General features: G+C 43.4%; 15 protein-coding genes, 2 tRNA genes and 1 pseudogene. 14 read left to right on the forward strand and 4 right to left on the reverse strand.

Annotated features, from left to right (window positions below):
- The first annotated feature begins 24 nt into the window (after window positions 1-24).
- The 3 genes from QPK24_RS05300 to QPK24_RS05310 all read left to right on the forward strand — a co-directional run bounded on the left by QPK24_RS05300 (window position 25) and on the right by QPK24_RS05310 (window position 2,318).
- The gene (locus tag QPK24_RS05300) at window positions 25-1,002 is read left to right on the forward strand and encodes a ring-cleaving dioxygenase (RefSeq protein WP_285746786.1); all 978 of its coding nucleotides are present in this window, start codon (window positions 25-27) and stop codon (window positions 1,000-1,002) included.
- 301 nt (window positions 1,003-1,303) lie between these two features.
- The gene (locus QPK24_RS05305; protein WP_285746789.1) at window positions 1,304-1,897 is read left to right on the forward strand and encodes a nitroreductase family protein; all 594 of its coding nucleotides are present in this window, start codon (window positions 1,304-1,306) and stop codon (window positions 1,895-1,897) included.
- A 151-nt stretch (window positions 1,898-2,048) separates the two neighbouring features.
- Complete coding sequence (locus QPK24_RS05310) at window positions 2,049-2,318, forward strand: phage holin family protein (RefSeq protein WP_285746791.1); 270 nt, start codon at window positions 2,049-2,051, stop codon at window positions 2,316-2,318.
- Between the two features lie 156 nt (window positions 2,319-2,474).
- Here the strand turns inward: QPK24_RS05310 and QPK24_RS05315 are convergent, their stop codons facing one another.
- Window positions 2,475-4,220, reverse strand: a complete 1,746-nt coding sequence (locus QPK24_RS05315) for a glycine betaine ABC transporter substrate-binding protein (RefSeq protein WP_285746793.1) — start codon at window positions 4,218-4,220, stop codon at window positions 2,475-2,477.
- Window positions 4,198-5,415 (reverse strand): quaternary amine ABC transporter ATP-binding protein, encoded by a 1,218-nt coding sequence (locus tag QPK24_RS05320; protein ID WP_285746795.1) that lies wholly within the window; start codon window positions 5,413-5,415, stop codon window positions 4,198-4,200. The genes QPK24_RS05315 and QPK24_RS05320 overlap by 23 nt, the downstream gene beginning before the upstream one ends.
- Window positions 5,416-5,851: 436 nt before the next feature.
- Here QPK24_RS05320 and QPK24_RS05325 point away from each other — a divergent pair, with 436 nt between their 5' ends.
- The 7 genes from QPK24_RS05325 (at window position 5,852) to QPK24_RS05355 (ending at window position 15,473) form a co-directional block, all read left to right on the forward strand.
- Window positions 5,852-6,415, forward strand: a complete 564-nt coding sequence (locus tag QPK24_RS05325; RefSeq protein ID WP_285746797.1) for a GbsR/MarR family transcriptional regulator — start codon at window positions 5,852-5,854, stop codon at window positions 6,413-6,415.
- Window positions 6,416-6,590: 175 nt separating this feature from the next.
- Window positions 6,591-7,772: a LolA family protein gene (locus QPK24_RS05330; RefSeq protein ID WP_285746799.1), complete on the forward strand. Its 1,182-nt coding sequence runs from the start codon at window positions 6,591-6,593 to the stop codon at window positions 7,770-7,772.
- Between the two features lie 249 nt (window positions 7,773-8,021).
- Complete coding sequence (gene alr, locus QPK24_RS05335) at window positions 8,022-9,203, forward strand: alanine racemase (RefSeq protein ID WP_285746802.1); 1,182 nt, start codon at window positions 8,022-8,024, stop codon at window positions 9,201-9,203.
- A gap of 220 nt (window positions 9,204-9,423) precedes the next feature.
- The gene (locus tag QPK24_RS05340) at window positions 9,424-9,705 is read left to right on the forward strand and encodes a CopG family ribbon-helix-helix protein (protein WP_160032285.1); all 282 of its coding nucleotides are present in this window, start codon (window positions 9,424-9,426) and stop codon (window positions 9,703-9,705) included.
- Between the two features lie 3 nt (window positions 9,706-9,708).
- Window positions 9,709-10,059, forward strand: coding sequence for a type II toxin-antitoxin system PemK/MazF family toxin (locus QPK24_RS05345; protein WP_160032284.1), 351 nt, complete (start codon window positions 9,709-9,711; stop codon window positions 10,057-10,059).
- A gap of 234 nt (window positions 10,060-10,293) precedes the next feature.
- On the forward strand, window positions 10,294-12,483 hold the full coding sequence (locus QPK24_RS05350) for an alpha-galactosidase (protein WP_285746804.1): 2,190 nt from the start codon (window positions 10,294-10,296) through the stop codon (window positions 12,481-12,483).
- A 776-nt stretch (window positions 12,484-13,259) separates the two neighbouring features.
- Window positions 13,260-15,473 (forward strand): Tex family protein, encoded by a 2,214-nt coding sequence (locus tag QPK24_RS05355; RefSeq protein ID WP_285746806.1) that lies wholly within the window; start codon window positions 13,260-13,262, stop codon window positions 15,471-15,473.
- A 66-nt stretch (window positions 15,474-15,539) separates the two neighbouring features.
- Here QPK24_RS05355 and cmpA read toward each other — a convergent pair whose 3' ends face one another.
- Both cmpA and QPK24_RS05365 read right to left on the reverse strand, forming a co-directional pair.
- Entirely contained in the window at window positions 15,540-15,683 is a 144-nt protein-coding gene (gene cmpA / locus QPK24_RS05360; protein WP_285746808.1) for a cortex morphogenetic protein CmpA, read from the reverse strand.
- 124 nt (window positions 15,684-15,807) lie between these two features.
- On the reverse strand, window positions 15,808-16,176 hold the full coding sequence (locus QPK24_RS05365; protein ID WP_285746810.1) for a hydrolase/acyltransferase: 369 nt from the start codon (window positions 16,174-16,176) through the stop codon (window positions 15,808-15,810).
- A gap of 114 nt (window positions 16,177-16,290) precedes the next feature.
- On the opposite strand from QPK24_RS05365, the gene QPK24_RS05370 reads away from it, so the two are divergent.
- The 4 genes and pseudogenes from QPK24_RS05370 to QPK24_RS05385 all read left to right on the forward strand — a co-directional run bounded on the left by QPK24_RS05370 (window position 16,291) and on the right by QPK24_RS05385 (window position 17,208).
- The gene (locus tag QPK24_RS05370) at window positions 16,291-16,761 is read left to right on the forward strand and encodes a SprT family protein (RefSeq protein WP_285749105.1); all 471 of its coding nucleotides are present in this window, start codon (window positions 16,291-16,293) and stop codon (window positions 16,759-16,761) included.
- Window positions 16,762-16,990 (forward strand): annotated as a pseudogene (locus QPK24_RS05375) (ABC transporter permease); the annotation flags it as partial. It abuts the gene before it with no gap.
- Between the two features lie 47 nt (window positions 16,991-17,037).
- Window positions 17,038-17,113 (forward strand) — tRNA-Asn (locus QPK24_RS05380).
- Window positions 17,114-17,119: 6 nt separating this feature from the next.
- A tRNA-Ser gene (locus QPK24_RS05385) sits at window positions 17,120-17,208 on the forward strand.
- Window positions 17,209-17,479 lie beyond the last annotated feature (271 nt).

Below are 17,479 nucleotides of genomic sequence, written 5' to 3' on the forward strand. Positions count from 1 at the left end.
TAATTTAGAAGGCAGGGATAAAATATGAACCATTTAAAAGGGATTCACCATGTAACCGCAATTACGAGTAACGCTGAGAAAAATTATGAGTTTTTCACTTATGTCCTCGGTATGAGACTTGTGAAAAAGACAGTAAATCAAGATGATATTCAGACGTATCATTTGTTCTTTGCCGATGATAAAGGCAGTGCAGGTACAGATATGACGTTCTTTGATTTTCCTGGTATTCCAAAAGGGACCCATGGTAATGATGAAATCTACAAATCTTCTTTCCGAGTTCCTACCGACAAAGCGATTGATTATTGGAAAGAACGTTTTGATCGTCTAGGAGTAAGTCACTCAGGCATACAAGAGCTGTTCGGGAAGAAAACCTTATCTTTCGTTGATTTTGATGATCAGCAGTATCAATTGATCTCAGATGAGTTTAATCAAGGGGTCCCTTCGGGTACACCATGGCAAAAAGGCCCGATCCCGCTGGAATATGCGATCACAGGCCTCGGTCCTATCTTTGTTCGCTTCTCTCAGTTTGATTATTTCAAAGAATTGATGGAGAGAGTACTTTTGTTCAAGGAAATTGCACAGGAAGGAAATCTTCACTTGTTTGAAGGAGGCGAAGGTGGAAATGGAGCACAGGTTGTTGTTGAAGACAACACAGAACTTCCGCCAGCTCGTCAAGGTTACGGTACGGTTCACCATGCTGCATTCCGGGTAGAAAACCGGGCTGTGCTTGATGAGTGGACATCTCGTATGGAAAGCTTCGGCTTTACTACGTCAGGTTATGTAGACCGCCACTTCTTTGAATCTTTGTATGCAAGAGTCACTCCGCAAATTTTGTTTGAGTTTGCAACAGATGGCCCTGGTTTTATGGGGGATGAACCTTATGAAACGCTGGGAGAGAAATTGTCTCTGCCGCCGTTTTTGGAACCGCGCCGTGAGCAGATTGAGCGAGATGTTCGCCCGATTGACACGATGCGAAGTGATAAAGTTTTCAATAAGGAGTAAACTGCAAAATTTTATCGTCGTAGAATTGATATAAATTTTGCAGTAACCTTTATTATTTCGGTCAAACTCGAAATGAGTCGATGAAATGATAAAGGCACCTTTATTATTTCGGTCAAACTCGAAATGAGTCGATGAAATGATAAAGGCACCTTTATTATTTCGGTCAAACTCGAAATGAGTTGATGAAATGATAAAGGCACCTTTATTATTTTGGTCGATCTCTAAACGAGCCGATAAAATAATAAAGGTAATCCTTTGAAAAATATAAATACATTATTCAATTAATAGGAGGAAATGAATTATGAATTTTTTTGAAGCAGTAGAAACACGCCGTTCCGTATATGCACTTAACAAAGAAGTAAAGGTATCCGACGATCGTATTAAAGAAATCGTGGAGCATGCAGTAAAACACGTACCGTCTGCATTTAACTCTCAATCCAGCCGCGTTGTCGTTCTTTTCAAAGGCGAGCATGAAAAACTGTGGGACATGACAACAGAAGTGCTGAAAGCCGTTATGGGCGATGCAGACTTCTCCGGAACACAGCAAAAAATGGATATGTTTAAAGGTGCTTATGGTACCGTATTGTTCTTTGAAGATCAAGCTGTTGTAGGCGGCTTGCAAGAAGCATTCCCTGCTTATGCAGATAACTTCCCAATCTGGTCTGAACAAACCGCAGGTATGCACCAATTCGCAGTATGGACGGGTCTTGCTACAGAAGGGATCGGTGCTTCTTTGCAGCACTATAACCCACTGGTTGACGAAAGAATTGCTAACGAGTGGAACGTTCCTGAATCTTGGAAACTTCGTGCTCAGATGCCATTCGGTGGTATTGCACAACCAGCTGGCGACAAAGAATTCAAACCGCTGGATGAACGCATTAAATTCTTCGGTTAAGTATCTATCTAGTTCTCAGCCATTCCTTTATCTTCGGATGAAGGGATGGCTTTTTATGTATCTACATTTCTACTGCATGTACTGTTTGTCCATAATTCTGCATACATAACCTAATAACTTATAAAATGCAGAAAAGGGGAGAGTGGGAGATATGGAGTGGAGTGTGATCTGGGAACTTATTGACCCGCGTCTAGTTGGAGTCGTAGCCGCTTGCTGGGCCGTAGGATTTATTCTTAAGTCTACACCAGCTGTACCGGATTGGACCATTGTCTATGTCGTTGTTATTGTTGCAGTACTGCTTACGATCTGGATGCTGGGATGGTCTGCGGATTCAGTCGTTCAAGGGGTTCTCGCGGGGTCTTTCTCTGTATATGGACATCAGGTGGTTAAACAGACGCGCAGTATTGGAAAAAAGAACTAGAGTAATGGACGGATGTGGAAGGCTCGGTAACATCAACAAAAAACCGTAACCCAGCAGAGCAGGGTTACGGTTTTATTTGTTTGTAATGCTTTTTATGATTGAATCAGATTGAAGCAACCAGAGTTATTATAAATTTTTGATTCTTACTTAGAAGTTTTATTTTAGATCTTCAATAGAGTCAATATCCATGTAGGCTGGAACAGTAAGTCCTGTTCTTGCACCTTCCATATTCACACCAACATCTTCGACTTTGTCAATATAGCGGTCGTAGTATGCTGCGGAAGTGACAGGCATCCAAGCTGCAAGGGTAGCATCCACATCGCCTGCTGCGACACCAGTCCACATCGGGCCCATTTCTACTTGAAGTGAAGTTACATTGTAACCCAGCTCATTCTCGAGGACATATTCCGCGAGATTTGTACTTGCGATTTCTGAGTCCCAAGACACATAGCTAAGTTTCAAAGTCTCACCATTTGAAGACCGCAGACCTTTTGTCCACTCCGCGACTTTATCTTTATGAGCTTCCGCCCATTTTTTTGCTGCTTGCTGTGGATCCATACCGTCCTGGATATCAATCATCATTTCAGCCATCTCATCAGCCGTCCAGTTGAAGCGATCCAAGAACTCGTAGGCTGCCGGATGATCTTCTTTAAGTCCTTTTCGGACAATCGTACGAATTTCTTCTGCATCTCCATAGGATTTAAGCGGATCTTCCAGGAATTTCAGATCATATTTGTTGAACATCCAGTGCGGAGTCCAGCCTGTTATGATAATTGGGTCTTCATTCTTCAGTGCTTTCTCCAGCATCGCTGTCATCGCAGAACTAGAACCTTCCACAAGCGTCCAATCGGTCAGATCATAATCTTCCAGTGCTTGTTTCGTAGAAGTCATGATACCGGCACCAGGGTCGATACCTACAATCTGATAATTTACGGCTTGGCCAACGGCATTTCGTTCCGCACCATCATCAGCGTTATTACCTACAAAATATTGAGAAAAACCAGCGATAAGTACAATAGCTGCAGCGACCGAGATCATCCAGATCCGCTGCTTTGATGTAAAGCGGGTGCTTTTTTTCTTTCCTGGCTTACCTACTAGATTCTGAGAGAAACGGTCGAGCACAATCGCGAGTACGACTACGACGAGCCCTGCTTCAAATCCTTTACCAATCTGAAGTTGTCCAACAGCGCGGTATACTTCAGCACCAATACCTTGTGCCCCAATCATTGACGCAATTACGACCATGGATAGTGACAACATGATGGTTTGGTTCACACCACTCATTAGTGTTGGCATGGCTAGTGGAAGCTGTACTTTAAACAGCTTTTGAGCCGAAGTTGAACCAAAAGCGTCAGCCGCTTCAACAAGTTCCGTAGACACTTGGCGGATACCAAGATGCGTCATACGAATGGTTGGCGGAATGGAGAATATAACGGACGCAATAACACCTGGTACAACACCGAGACTAAAGAAAGTAACGGCTGGAAGCAGGTATACAAACGCAGGCATGGTCTGCATGAGATCGAGGATCGGAGTAACCACTCTTTCCACGCTGCGGCTGTACGCCGACAGAATACCAAGGGGTACACCGATCACGACGGATACAATCCCTGACGTTACGACGAGTCCAAGTGTATCCATGGACTGCGTCCAGTATCCTAGATTATAAATGAGCAGGAAGCCGATTACCGTGAATGCGGTAAGTTTCCATTTTCCAAGGATATAAGCAAGAACACCAAAAATGATAATAAAAAGAAAAGGGTGGGGCAGCAAAAACAGCCCCGAGAAAAATCCGACGACACTTTCGATAATAGTCGAAATGACGCCGAAGAATCCGGAGAGTGAGTCATTTAGCCAATTAACTGCGGCATCTGTCCACTCAGCTATGGGTAACTTCGGCATGAGATGGTTCCTCCTTCGTTGTAACTTCGCCGCCAAGGGCTCCGAGCAGTGCGCCTCTTACGATAACGCCTACGATTCTTCCATTGTCGCCGACTACGGCTACAGGAACTTTGGCAGAGCTTGTAATTTCAAACAAGTCATTCATCATCGTTTCAGGCGGTACTTGAGGTCCGTCTGTAATGAGAATATCTTGTAATGTTTTTCCGTCTTTAAAAGCCCGAACCGCATCTTCCGCTGTTATTACACCGAGCAGTTTTTTAGAACGATCGATGACAAACAGGTTAGATATACCGCGTTCGCGCATGAGCTCAAGTGCTACCCGAGGGCCGCGATCGAGTGTGATGGTCTCTGGCCGCAGCATAACATGAGAAGCAGTGAGTACTTTAGATAAGTCCACATCCTCGACGAAACGAGCGACAAATGAGTTGGCAGGCTGGATCATAATTTCTTCCGGTGTGCCAATCTGTTCAACAGAACCATCTTTCATCAGCGCAATCCGGTCTCCAATACGAAGAGCTTCGTCCAGGTCATGCGTAATAAAGATAATTGTCTTTTGCATACGATCTTGCAGTTCTACCAGCTCATCTTGCATATCACGGCGAATCAGTGGATCAAGTGCGCTGAAAGCTTCGTCCATAAGCAGAACTTCTGGATCGTTAGCAAGGGCACGTGCAAGACCGACACGTTGCTGCATCCCGCCGCTGAGTTCACTTGGAAGTTTATCTTCCCAGCCTTTTAGACCCACCAGCTCAAGAGCTTCTTTTGCCTTTTCTCTGCGTTTTGCTTTATCTACCTTTTGAATCTCCAAACCATATTCGACGTTATCGAGTACTGTGCGGTGAGGCAGAAGAGCAAAGCTTTGAAATACCATGCTGATGGTTTCTCTGCGAACCTTGCGCAGCTGCTCTTTATTCATTTTACGAAGATCTTTCCCGTGAACGAGGATTTCTCCCGAAGTAGGTTCAATCAAGCGGTTCAGCATTCGGACAAGCGTGGATTTACCACTGCCAGAGAGTCCCATAATAACGAAAATTTCTCCCTGTTTGATTTCCATATTGACTTGATTTACGCCGACCGTAATATTTTTCTCTTTAGCCAAGCGCTTTTTATCCCAACCTTGTTCAAGAAGCTTAACTCCCTCCTGAGCATTAGGACCAAACAGCTTACTTACATTTTTCACTTCTAGTATGGTCATGCTTATCTTTACACCCCTTTTTCTATAACGATATAAGCTTTATTTCACTTAATTTAAACATTTGCCTTTGCCATTGTAACAAATTGGCTCTATACTTTCAAATGTACATTCCGTATGTTTAGTTTGTACAGTAAAAACTGTACGAATTGAATTTTAGCGAAATAAGCATATTTTCTCGTCTATTCTTCCTTTATTGAGGAATAGCTACGTAGGAGGCATCTTTACTTTTGATATTGCTTTTCTTAAAATAGATCATGACATTTAACAAAAATTGTGATCAAAGTCATCGATTGAGCAATTTGAATTTTAGATTGTCCTTAATGTAATTCTTTTATGATTTGGTATTTAGACCTGGGCCGTGGATATTTTAGCTATTCATTTGGACAGTAAATATTTTTATACAGTAGGATTAAGGGTAGAATGGGAGGTTACAAGCATGAGCTTGGACCAATTAAATGAAGAACAACAATCAAAAATAATGAATATTCGTAAGCGTGTCATTCAAACCGTCGGAAAAAATATGGAATTGTACGGACTCACTTCTTCTGCAGGCCATTTATATGGACTGCTCTTTTTTGCAAACCAACCCATGACGCTTGATGATATGGGAAGAGAAATGGAAATGAGTAAGACGAGTATGAGCACGAGCGTACGTAATCTTCTTGATCTGCAAATGGTGAACAAGGTATGGAGTAAAGGTTCTCGTAAAGATCAGTACGAAGTGGAGTATGACTGGCATCAGACCTTTATGGATTACTTCACCATTAAATGGAGACAAGCAGCAGAAAGTAATCTTCTTACATTTAGAAAAGCGATCGAAGAACTGAATAGGCTTTTAAAAGAACATGACGAAGATGAGAAGCTATACGAGATTCTTTCTAGAGATAAGAAAAAGATGGAGGAAGCGGTAGCTTACTACAAGTGGCTGAACCGTTTGATTGATACCATGGAATCAGAAGAGATTTTCCAGCTTGTTCCTAAGGAAGAATTGGATAAGTAAATGTAATCAAGATAAGTCTCACTTTCTACAGTAGAAAGTTGGGGCTTTTTTTGTTCGTTTCAAACGATTTTGAGTATTCAATCATCCAGCTTGTCAGGCCAGTCTGCATAAATCGAACAAGTCCCTCATAAACATGTATCAATCAACTGAAAACAGTGTTAAAGGGGATGATGTCATGCGCCGGATATCATGGATAATTGCCATGGTACTGTGCTTTTCAGGTCTGCTTACGGCTTGTGGACCAAAGGACGCAGAGTCAGTAGTAAAAGATTTGAACGAGGTCGTAGGGGAACTAGAAAGTTACAAAGGTTCGGGTGTAATGACACTGTATTCTGGAGAAACACCACAGGAGTACAAAGTAGAAGTATCGCATCAAAAACCTTCTTATTATCGTATTGCATTAACGAACGCGAAGAAAAATATTACACAAATTGTGCTGCGTAATGATGATGGCGTATTTGTTCTAACACCGAGTCTGAATAAAAGTTTCCGGTTTCAAAGCAACTGGCCGGACGATCAGGGTCAAGTCTATTTATATGAGACCCTTGTCCGCAGTATCATCGGTGATAATGCCCGTCAATTTGCAGACGAAGAGGAAAGTTATGTGTTTGACGTAGCTGCGAATTACAATACTCATTCGCTTGTTCGTCAAAAAATTTGGCTGGACAAGAAAGATTATTCACCAAAACATGTTGCCGTATCAGATGCCAATGCTAACGTTGTCGTTGATGTAAAGTTTGATACATTTGAATTTGGTACGAAGTTTGAAAAAGACTCCTTTGATATGCAAAAGAACATGTCCGCTGGTAGTGGAGAGACACAGGCTCCTGAAGCAGGCAGTACTCCTACGATTAATGAAGATGTGAATACACCGGAAGTAACAGTTCCAGAAGAGCAGGATCCTGGAGTGGACGTTTCCGATCAGCCTGAATTAGGGAATCCAGGTGACGAGGTAGGGGGAGAAGTAAGCCCGGATGATAGTGCAGCTGCAGAAGAAGGAGCATCAAGTGAACTAGGAGACTTTGGCGTTATTGAGCCTACTTATCTTCCAAACGGAGTCAACATGAAAGGCGAGCCGACCATTATGGAAACAGAAGATGATTATGCCGTCATGTTACGTTTCGAAGGAACATATAATTACACCATAATTGAAGCAAGACCACAAGACAGAGCCTCTTCGTATGCTGCTACAACACCTGTAGATCTAGGCTTCACTATTGGTATGATGACGACAGAACTGCCTCAGACATTAACGTGGTTTGATGAAGGAATGGAGTACCGTATTACAAGCGACAACCTCCCTGTAGCAGAAATGGTACAAATCGCCGCTTCTATGCAGGAGCAATCGGGTAAATAATAGGTGAGACAGGCGGATACCGAAAAATCTACGAAGTATTTCTTCGTAAATTAAACGGCTGTTCGCCTCTTTTTTATCCGCAGATTGTAGGCAAAATGGGACCCGGCGGCGAATATAACAATAAATGTATTTCCCTTTTCCTTATAGCAATCAAAATGCCCTGGTTATAGGGATTTGACAGTCGTGTTTCTCTCGCATACCATTAGTTTATTATTAGGTAGGAATTAAAATCAGGGAAGGTGACTTTGGGTGGAAGGACAGTATCGCCCGACCCAAGCTGAAATTAACTTGGATCATTTAAGACATAATGTGAATGTATTTCGTGAGAATTTGCCAAAAGATGTGTTATTCAGTGCTTGTGTTAAGGCGAATGCTTACGGTCATGGTGCTGTAGAGACGTCAAAGGAACTGGAAAGGATAGGAGTAGACTATCTCAACGTTGCTTTTCTTGACGAAGCCCTAGAACTGCGTAATGCAGGGATAAAAACACCAATACTTATACTGGGATATACACCACCGGAAGGGATCGAGATTGCATATCAAAACGATATTACGGTAACGGTATTTAGTGAGGAAGTGATCACAAGTATCGAAAACCTTGATCCTTCCGAAGACATACGCAAGCTGAAAGTGCATCTTAAGATTGACAGCGGGATGGGGCGTCTTGGAGTGATTACGGCAGAAGACGCAAAACAGGCAGCAGGCCGCCTGTCATGTCTTTCCTATGTAGAACTCGAAGGGGCATATACCCATTTTGCCAAAGCGGATGAAGAAAATAAAGACTATACACTGATGCAATATCAACGGTTCATGGATGTGATTAGCGCGCTGCGGGATTCAGGTTACAAGCTCCCGATCATACATACGGGTAACAGCGCTACTGCTATTGATACTCCGTCTCTTTCGCTGAATATGGTACGGGTAGGAATTAGCCTGTATGGTCTATATCCATCGGATGAAGTGGATAAGCAGAGCGTGCAATTACTCCCAGTGCTTTCACTAAAGACCAAGATTGTTTATGTAAAAAATGTTCCAGAACATTGGGGCATTAGTTACGGAACCAAGTATTATTCTTCAAATGAAGAAAGGATTGGAACCCTTCCTATCGGTTATGCAGATGGTTATTCCCGGATGCTGACCGGTAAAGCAGACGTTCTAATACGCGGCCACCGCGTCCCGGTCGTTGGTACCATTTGTATGGATCAGTGTATGGTGTCTTTGCAAACGTTAACGGATAAAGAAGATATTAAAGCTGGTGAAGAGGTTGTTCTCATCGGTCAGCAAATGGGCAGCACAATTACTGCCGACGAGCTGGCATCGAAGATTGATACGATTAACTACGAAGTTCTGTGCATGATTGCAAATCGTGTCCCGCGTATTTATATCCGGGATGGAAAAGTCATCGCTCACGTTAATGCCCTGTTATCCTAAGTTTCGTGAAATTTCTGTGAAGAAAGAGGATATCGTCTAAAACCCGCGAATTGTGTAGATATTTATAAAAATGGATGATGTACGTATTCGTTCATTCCGTTTATAATGAGTAATGCATACTTGATATACGCGGGGCATATATATCCTCTTGTATAAATTTCCTGAAATAACGTTATACTGGTATACAGTGGCGTAGGTTTTGTGTGGGGGTGGAAGAGACTTGACCAATGTACAGAACACCAAACGGATTATGATCAGTTTGCCAGATCATCTTTTGCAGGAAGTTGATGGGATCGTAGCAATGGAAAATTCGAACCGCAGTGAATTTATTAGGCAGGCTATGAAGCTGTATTTGATGGAGCGCAAGAAGCGTTACATCAGAGAAACCATGCAGCGCGGCTACATGGAAATGGCCAAAATTAATTTGACCATGGCTTCCGAAGCCTTTCACGCGGAGGACGATGCAGACAGCACTCTGGGCCGCTTAGTGAGCGGGGTGTAAACATTGATCGTAAAACGCGGCGACGTATTTTTTGCGGATCTTTCACCCGTTGTTGGTTCCGAGCAAGGGGGAGTCAGACCGGTGCTTGTGATCCAGAATGATATCGGCAATCGTTTTAGTCCAACCTGCATCGTAGCTGCCATTACGGCACAGATTCAGAAGGCTAAATTGCCGACCCACGTAGAAATTGATGCCGAAGCACATGGGTTTGACCGGGATTCTGTTGTTCTGCTGGAGCAGATTCGGACCATTGATAAGCAGCGTCTTACAGATAAGATTACGCATCTGGATGACGAGACGATGAAGCTTGTTAATGAATCGTTACAGATCAGCCTAGGTTTAATTGATTTTTAGGTGAGCATAAGGAGCGAACAGTATTGCAGTACTGTTCGCTCTTTTTGCTATGTTTAGACATCTCATCAGTGTATCTTAACGTTTTTGTATTTATTTTAGATGGGGATGGAATCAGAAGGCGAAGATAGTACATTGCATTTAAAATTAACGGATTCTATACTGGGAAAGAGGATTAGCAATTTCTACATTCGATTTTTGAAAGCGCTATTAAAAGACATGGGAGTGGATCACATCATGGCGATTTTTTATAACGAAGATAAACGTATTTTCCATCTGCAAACAAAAACGGCTAGTTATGTATTTCAGGCTTTGCCTACAGGTCATCTGACTCAAATATATTATGGTAAAAGATTACGCGATAACGATTTCGCATGGATTCATGTGCGTGAGGAGCGTTGTTCTTTCAGCCCGAATCCGGTTCCGGAAGACCGGACAATCTCTTTTGATACCTTGCCTCAGGAGTACCCGGTATATGGCACGAGCGATTACCGCTCTCCGGCTTTTCAGCTTCGTCAGCCAAACGGTTCGACGGTAACTGAATTTTTGTACAAAGATCACCAAATTGTAAGCGGAAAGCCTGCATTATCGGGACTTCCAGCGACGTATACGGAGCAGGATACCGAAGCGGATACGCTCATTGTGAAACTGGAAGATTCCGTAGCAGGAATCCAATTAGAGCTGACTTATACCGCATTTCAGGAATATGATGCGATCACACGCTCGGCACGAGTGATCAATATAGGGGATGCTACAAACGAAATTGTACGTGCTTTAAGTGCGAGTATTGATTTTCCTCATGCGAACTACGAATGGCTGCAGCTATCAGGAGCTTGGACTAGAGAACGGAGTATTGTCCGCAAACCGCTCACTGTCGGCAATCAAAGTGTAGAAAGCCGTAGAGGTGCCAGCAGTCATCAACAAAATCCGTTTGCAGCACTATTAAGTCCGAATGCAACAGAAGATACAGGCGAAGTCTACGGATTCAGTCTTGTATACAGCGGTAATTTCATAGCACAAGCAGAAGTGGATCAGTTCCAAACGACACGTTTGTCCCTTGGCATTAACCCATTTGAATTTGGCTGGATTCTTGAGCCAGGCGAAGCTTTCCAGACACCGGAAGTAGTTATGGTATACTCTGACGAAGGACTTGGCAAAATGTCTCAAACATACCACAAGTTATACCGGGAGCGTCTCGCAAGAGGACAGCACCGCGATCAGGAACGTCCGATTCTTGTTAATAACTGGGAAGCGACTTATTTTAACTTTACAGCGGACAAGATTGAAGACATTGCTCGCGCTGGGCAGGAACTTGGTATTGAATTATTCGTTCTTGATGATGGTTGGTTTGGACATCGGGATAATGACAACTCCTCATTAGGCGATTGGTTTGTTGATAAAAATAAACTGCCTGAAGGGTTAAACAATCTGGCTGAGCGTGTAACGGAGACCGGGATGCAGTTTGGCCTGTGGTTTGAGCCGGAGATGGTATCTCCAGATAGTGATCTTTATCGTAATCATCCAGATTGGTGCCTGCATATTCCAAATCGTCGCCGTACCGAAGGCAGACAGCAGCTCGTCCTTGATATGTCCCGTAAAGGTGTACAAGACGAAATCGTGCGTATGGTGTCGGACATTTTGGCAAGTGCTCCGATCACGTACGTAAAATGGGATATGAATCGAAGCATGACAGAAGTCGGTTCCGCTTTATTGCCGCCAGAAAAACAGAAAGAAACAGCTCACCGCTATATGCTCGGTTTGTATGATGTGATGGAGCGAATTACTTCGAGATTCCCGCACATTTTATTTGAAAGCTGTTCCGGTGGAGGAGGCAGATTTGACCCAGGAATGCTGTTCTACATGCCGCAAACATGGACAAGCGATAATACCGATGCTGTATCTCGTATGAAGATTCAGTATGGAACAAGTCTTGTATATCCGATTAGCTCTATGGGTTCTCATATCTCAGCTGTCCCTAATCATCAGGTTGGCCGGATTACCTCTCTTGAAACCCGCGGTCATGTGGCCATGTCCGGTAACTTTGGATATGAGCTGGATCTGACGTTATTTGATGAGAACGATAAGAAAACGGTGCAGGAACAGGTTGCTCTATATAAAGAGATTCGTAAGACCGTACAATTCGGTGTGTTCCATCGTCTGCTGAACCCGTTTGAAGGGAACGAAGCGGCATGGATGTTTGTCTCACCGGATGGGGAAGATGTGGTCGTATTCTACTTCCGTGTACTGTCCGAACCGAATGCTCCGCTGCAGCGTTTGAAGCTGAAAGGACTTGATCCTGAACGTGATTATGCTGCTGTAGATGGAGAAGGCGTATATAGCGGGGATGCCCTGATGTATGCCGGTATTTCCGTAGGAAATAAAGTGGGAGATTATCATAGCGAGATGTACCGTTTTAAACGCGTATAGTCCGTTTTTATCATTGTTTTTTAGGAAAGACTGCAAAAGCTGCCTTAAGGTACTGCTGCGCAGTCTTTTTTTGCCGTAAATACAGTAAATTGGCGCTTCAAAAGTGGAAATTGAGCCGAAGTTCTGTGATAATAAGATACATCCGCCTAAGGCGTGATATAGAGACCCGAGAAATGCTGGATGGGACAGACAGATTTCGTGTACGATATACTTTTCTGGGGCGTATTCTTAAATAAATAGAAATCGAAGTGCGTGCAGTTATTGCAAGCAACTTCGAACTAATCTAAAAAATATGTGCTTTATAAAAAAAGAAAATTGGACGTCTCTTATTCTTTTGCGTGATGTTGTAAATGCAGTGCTACTGAGCAGACGGCAGCGAAGTAACAAATGAATTCCAAGAAGCGAAGCGTCCGCCTTTGTGATAGGAGTTGTACCACTGAGTTCATAGGATAAAAAACTCCAATCACAACAGCGGTCATGGAATCATTTGTGTACGCAGCGGCTATTTTCGTTAGCGCAGTTTGTCACTGCATAGTGCACTTTGCATAAAGGCAGACGGCAGCGAAGTAACAAATGAATTCCGAGAAGCGAAGCGTCCGCCTTTGTGATTGGAGTTGTACCACTGAGTTGATAGGATAAAAAACTCCAATCACAACAGCGGTCATGGAAATCATTTGTGTACGTAGCGGCTATTTTCGTTAGCGCAGTGTGTCACTGCAGAGTTCATCATGCAACGGAATCAGAGCGGGTAATCCATAGAAGAAAGAGGGATTTTTTTGTCAGAGCTATCCGCAGTTGAATTGAACGATGAGAAACTGAAGAAAGAACAGGAAGAGCGTATTGTTAATCAAGTTGCCAAAGAACTGTCGCTTTCATTAAAGCAGGTAAAAACAACGGTATCCTTGCTGAACGAAGGGAATACAATTCCTTTTATCGCAAGGTACCGTAAAGAAATGACAGGCGAGCTGGACGAGAATGTGCTGCGTCTGATTGAAGAAAGAACGGTCTATCTTCGCAATCTGGAAGATCGCAAAGTGGAAGTCATTCGCATTATTGAAGAGCAGGGCAAACTGACGGAGGAACTAGCGAAATCAATCAAACAAGCGGTCAAACTACAAGAAGTAGAAGATTTGTACCGTCCTTATCGTCAAAAACGTAAAACCCGTGCGAGTGTAGCTAAAGAAAAAGGGCTTGAGCCATTGTCCGAGTGGATCTGGAATCAGCCAAAACAAGGAAATGTAATGGAAGAAGCTGCTCGATATGTGAACGAAGAGCTTGGAGTAGATAGTGCAGATACGGCGCTGCAAGGCGCAAAGGATATACTAGCTGAGAATATCGCTGATGATGCATCCATTCGTTCCTGGGTAAGAAGATATACACTGGATCACGGGATGCTGACTTCGGAAGCGAAGGATAGCGATGTGGAATCCGTATATGAGAATTACTATGACTACCGAGAACTCGCAAAAAAAATGCCGCCGCATCGTATCCTTGCGATTAACCGCGGAGAACGTAAAGGAATATTGAAAGTGGGTCTCGATGTAAATGCAGATCCGGTCCATAACTATATTGGCCGTCAGATATTAAAACCATCATCGGTTGTCAGCGACATCCTTGAGAATGTAATTGTGGATGCTTATAAGCGTCTCATCGCTCCTTCTATTGAAAGAGAAGTTCGTACAGAACTGACGGAAAAAGGTGAAGCACAGGCCATCTCGATTTTCTCTGGTAATCTGCGCAGCTTGCTTTTGCAGCCGCCAATTCCAAATAAACGTGTACTTGGCGTCGATCCTGCTTACCGGACTGGCTGTAAACTCGCGGTTGTTGACGAAACAGGAAAACTGTTAGAGGTAGCTGTAACGTATCCGACACCGCCAAATAATAAGAAGCAGGAAGCATTAGCTAAGTTTAAAGAGCTGATCAATAAATATGATATTGAACTGATTGTCATTGGTAATGGGACAGCTTCCCGTGAAACCGAGCAATTTGTAGCGGAAGTTATGCAGGAGATCGGAGATCCTAAACTTGCTTATCTGATCGTGAATGAGGCAGGGGCAAGTGTATACTCTGCTTCCAAGATTGCGCAGGAAGAATTCCCTGATCTGGACGTAGCAGAGCGCAGTGCTGCTTCCATTGCCCGCCGGGTTCAAGATCCACTGGCTGAACTTGTGAAGATTGATCCAAAAGCCATTGGTGTAGGTCAATACCAACACGATGTATCTCAAAAACATCTGGAGGAGAGTCTGAAAGCCGTTGTAGAATCTGCCGTTAACCATGTTGGCGTAGATGTGAATACAGCTTCTCCTTCGCTGTTATCTTATGTAGCGGGAATAAACTCCACGATTGCTAAAAATATTGTGAAATACCGTGAAGAGAACGGTAGATTTTCTTCTCGTAAAGAACTGCAAAAAGTACCGCGTCTGGGCGCGAAGACATTTGAACAATGTGCTGGGTTTATGCGTATTTCGGAAGGGGATAACCCGCTGGATAAAACAGCAATTCACCCGGAGTCTTACTCTGTAGTTGACCGTGTCTTTGCAGAACTCAAAGTGGACCTGGATAAACTGGGTACCGAAGAACTGACACGGATCTTGGAAGAACAAAGCGCGCAAGAGCTTGCTGACAGAGTAGAAGTCGGTCTGCCGACACTGCGCGATATTCTTGAGAACTTACAGCGTCCGGGCCGTGACCCGCGTGAAGAGTTGCCGCTTCCTATTTTCCGTACCGATGTACTGAAGATTGAAGATCTGGAACCGGGAATGGAGCTGCAAGGGACAGTTCGTAATGTAATTGACTTCGGTGCCTTTGTAGACATTGGCGTAAAAAGTGATGGACTCGTTCATATCTCCCAGCTTAGCAACGGATTTGTTAAGCACCCAATGGATGTGGTATCCGTAGGAGATAATGTAACGGTATGGGTGCTTGACGTGGATTTGAAAAAAGGCCGCGTTGCTCTCACGATGAAGGACCCAAATCAAAACAAACAGTAATCGTTCGTAAGGACAGCAACAGCCGATGATGAGAATGAAGTTTCTGATTCACCGGCTGGCAGCTGTTTATAGGTCAGTTTCATTCGTCATACTATATTGAGCGCCTGGGCGATTGCGATAGAAGAACCAGCATTCGTTCAGCAGCCGAATTTGCCGGCGATCTTTCTTATGGAAAGCACGCATGAGTTGGTTACTAAGCCATTGGGGCATAGGGGAATCCCTCCTCCGTAGGTTCATTTCTGTACGTTAGCATATGGGGAGAGGACCCGTATTGTGCCCGTTCACATGAAAATAACCGTTCTACAAGGATTGTAGGACGGTTATTTGTGTTTTTTTATAGTGGATGTTGTAGAGTAATTTCTTCTTCTTCGTACCATTGTTCGAGCTGTGCCTGAAGGGCACGGATTTCGGTTAGCAGGGCGATCAGAGGATAGTGTTCTTCTTTTACAGCTGCAAAGGATTTCTCTAGATCGTTAATATAGGCAAGACCTTGTGTAATCACATAGCGTTCTTCCAAAAGGTCCAGCTGATCACATTCAGCAATGGCTCTAGGAAGGGCAGGTACAATATCAGCGGTCAGCTTATCGATTTCTTTATTCAGACGAAGATTCAGTGCGCTGAGCTGATAAGCATAATCGGAAGGCATTTCCACAAATTCTAACTGATCGGCATGTTGCAGAATAACGTATCGCATTTTCGACATACGTGCATTTCTCCCCTTTAGTTCGGTCGGTGGTTCCTTGACAGTGTATCCCAAGGTATACTTACAATCAAGTAGAAACAATGAAAGAAAGAGAGCTGAGCATATATGAACTCCATGACGAATGAAGAACTGCAGACATGGATAGAGCGCATCTCAATCGAAAGTTTTGGCGTTCCATTTCAGCATGAAGCCGTATTTAACAGCAGGCTGACGACGACAGGCGGAAGATACATGCTTCGCAGCCACCGGATTGAGATTAATCCGCATCAGCTTGAGGCTTACGGCAAAGAAGAGGTAGAGAAGATTATTAAGCATGAACTATGCCATTATCATCTACATATACGAGGGAGAGGTTATCGTCATCGCGACCCTGAATTTAAACAGCTTCTAGCTAAAGTGGGTGGAAGTCGTTTCTGTCAGTCCTTGCCGGATGGAAAAGGCAGGAGAACCCTGCCCTATAAATATAAGCTTGTCTGCCAGAAGTGCGGGCAAACGTATCAGCGTAAGCGTAAGGTAGATGTTAAAAAGTATCGGTGCGGCAGATGCAGCGGTCCGCTTGCCATGTCGGAGATAAGTACTCCCTAATCAAGCATGATTCCAACCATAGATCGTATGAAGACGGTAGGGATTGTTCAGCTTCTCGGTATGATGACAGGGATGATTATAGCCGGTGCAGATCCAGTAGAAGCGGTAAAGTGTCAAATGCTTATTGTGTTTCTTTTACAAGTTATGCAGAAGCAATTACGGCAATTACATTGTCACTGCTGAGTTTAAATCGTGGTGTACAGCAGATATAAGAGTTAAGAAAATTTGATGCTTGACTCTTATTTAATTTTTTGATAAATTATATATAGTTAATGTTCCCTGATAGCTCAGTTGGTAGAGCACTCGACTGTTAATCGAGTTGTCACAGGTTCGAGCCCTGTTCGGGGAGCCATTCTTTGGAGAGATACCCAAGTGGCTATAAGGGGACCCTCTGCTAAGGGGTTAGACTGCGTAAGCGGTGCGAGGGTTCGAATCCCTCTCTCTCCGTTCGAAGAACAATAGGAAAGCCCGTTAGGGCTTTTTTTGTTGTCTATATTTTGGGATGATTGTTTGTATTCGAGAAGTTACATATTTGAGATTTAGTTATTCGAGCATTACATATTCGAGCATTACATATTTTAATTTTAGAATTAAAGATCTATATTCTAGAATTTTAGATCTATATCCTAGAATTTTAGAACGGGTAATTTTCGTTTTTGAATGTGGTGATACGAATGTAACTTTATAAAACGGCATTATTTATAAAATAGAGCGCATG

Origin of the sequence: Paenibacillus polygoni (assembly GCF_030263935.1) — a bacterium.
GTDB classification, from domain to species: domain Bacteria; phylum Bacillota; class Bacilli; order Paenibacillales; family Paenibacillaceae; genus Paenibacillus; species Paenibacillus polygoni.

Bases quoted from the DNA above. Each gene is read 5' to 3' on its own strand.
- cmpA (WP_285746808.1), bottom strand. From the start codon at position 15,683: ATGCCCCAATGGCTTAGTAACCAACTCATGCGTGCTTTCCATAAGAAA.
- QPK24_RS05330 (WP_285746799.1), top strand. From the start codon at position 6,591: ATGCGCCGGATATCATGGATAATTGCCATGGTACTGTGCTTTTCAGGT.
- QPK24_RS05325 (WP_285746797.1), top strand. From the start codon at position 5,852: ATGAGCTTGGACCAATTAAATGAAGAACAACAATCAAAAATAATGAAT.
- QPK24_RS05300 (WP_285746786.1), top strand. From the start codon at position 25: ATGAACCATTTAAAAGGGATTCACCATGTAACCGCAATTACGAGTAAC.
- QPK24_RS05320 (WP_285746795.1), bottom strand. From the start codon at position 5,415: ATGACCATACTAGAAGTGAAAAATGTAAGTAAGCTGTTTGGTCCTAAT.
- QPK24_RS05370 (WP_285749105.1), top strand. From the start codon at position 16,291: ATGACGAATGAAGAACTGCAGACATGGATAGAGCGCATCTCAATCGAA.
- QPK24_RS05365 (WP_285746810.1), bottom strand. From the start codon at position 16,176: ATGTCGAAAATGCGATACGTTATTCTGCAACATGCCGATCAGTTAGAA.
- QPK24_RS05305 (WP_285746789.1), top strand. From the start codon at position 1,304: ATGAATTTTTTTGAAGCAGTAGAAACACGCCGTTCCGTATATGCACTT.
- QPK24_RS05310 (WP_285746791.1), top strand. From the start codon at position 2,049: ATGGAGTGGAGTGTGATCTGGGAACTTATTGACCCGCGTCTAGTTGGA.
- QPK24_RS05350 (WP_285746804.1), top strand. From the start codon at position 10,294: ATGGCGATTTTTTATAACGAAGATAAACGTATTTTCCATCTGCAAACA.
- QPK24_RS05315 (WP_285746793.1), bottom strand. From the start codon at position 4,220: ATGCCGAAGTTACCCATAGCTGAGTGGACAGATGCCGCAGTTAATTGG.